Source organism: Plantibacter sp. MCCC 1A11337, assembly GCF_013349365.1.
GTDB classification, from domain to species: Bacteria; Actinomycetota; Actinomycetes; order Actinomycetales; family Microbacteriaceae; genus Plantibacter; species Plantibacter flavus_A.
In genome coordinates this window covers 1-1,446 of the sequence record NZ_JABJWX010000013.1, presented here as the reverse complement: position 1 = coordinate 1,446, position 1,446 = coordinate 1, and the positions used below count along the sequence as shown (strand labels likewise).

Genomic DNA, 1,446 nt, shown 5'->3' with positions numbered 1-1,446 from the left:
GACCGCGCGTCGCCAACGACACGCTCACCACCGACTCCGTCGACGAAGCCAGAGGCGCCCGACCCCAGCATGGGACTGCTGCACGGATAGGTGACATCTGATCTGTGGTGCCGAGAGGCGCTGCTGGAAGGATGTGCACCGTGCCCAAGCCCTACCCGAAGGAATTCCGCGACGACGTGGTCCGTGTCGCGAGGAACCGTGAGCCAGGGGTCCATCTGAAGCAGATCGCCGCCGACTTCGGCATCAGCGAGTCCTGCCTGACGAACTGGATGAAGACCGCCGACGTCGAGGACGGCAGCAAGCCGGGCACGACCACGGCCGACAACGCCGAACTGCGCGAGGCGAAGAAGCGGATCCGGCTGCTCGAGCAGGAGAACGAGGTCCTGCGCCGTGCCGCGGCCTATCTCTCCCAGGCGAACCTGCCGGGAAAATGATGTACCCGCTCGTCCGCGAGCTGGCCGTCGACGGGATCCCCGTCACGGTGACGTGCCGGGTGCTCAAGATCGCTCGCCAGCCCTACTACCGCTGGCTCGCTCACCCGGTCGCCGACTCCGACCTCGAGCAGGCCTACCGCGCCAACGCCCTGTTCGATGCTCACCGCGACGACCCCGAGTTCGGCTACCGGTTCCTCCTCGATGAGGCACGCGAAGCCGGGGAGGCGATGGCGGCACGGACCGCGTGGCGGATCTGCTCGACCAACCGGTGGTGGTCGGCGTTCGGCAAGCCCAAGCGCGGCAAGAACGGCAAGAAGCCGGGCCCGCCGGTCCACGACGACCTGTGCGCCGTGACCGATGAGAAGGGCCGGGTGAGGCACGAGTTCACCGCCAACGCGCCCAACGAACTGTGGCTGACCGACATCACCGAGCACTGGACCGGGGAGGGCAAGCTCTACCTGTGTGCGATCAAGGACGTCTACTCCAACCGGATCGTGGGGTACTCGATCGACTCGAGGATGAAGTCACGCCTGGCCGTGGCTGCGCTCAACAACGCCGCCGCACGCCGTGGCGACGTCGCCGGCTGTGTTGTTCATTCTGACCGTGGATCTCAATTTCGAAGCCGGAAATTCGTCCACGCTCTCAACCGTCACGCCATGGTCGGCTCCATGGGCCGCGTCGGCGCAGCCGGCGACAACGCCGCAATGGAGTCGTTCTTCTCCCTGCTGCAGAAGAACGTTCTCGACCGCCGAGCCTGGGCCACCCGTGAGGAGCTGCGGATCGAGATCGTGACCTGGATCGAACGGACCTACCACCGCCGCCGACGCCAAGACGCCCTGGGCCGATTGACCCCCATCGAGTACGAGACCATCATGACCCCGCCAGCCACTCAGGCTGCCTGACCCAACCTGTCACCCGTTCGTGCAGCAGTCCCGAACGTCGCATCCTTGAGCATGATGGGCTGCAAGCCAATGACGGCCACCGGGACTCCTCCCCTCGCCTACTGGTAGGG

General features: G+C 66.1%; 1 protein-coding gene. It reads left to right on the top strand.

Annotated features, from left to right (window positions below):
* The first annotated feature begins 140 nt into the window (after nt 1-140).
* A protein-coding gene (locus HOW07_RS19130) for an IS3 family transposase (protein ID WP_175118364.1) occupies nt 141-1,336 on the top strand; the annotation gives its coding sequence in 2 pieces (ribosomal slippage) (nt 141-425 and nt 428-1,336; 1,194 coding nt in all).
* Nucleotides 1,337-1,446: the final 110 nt, after the last annotated feature.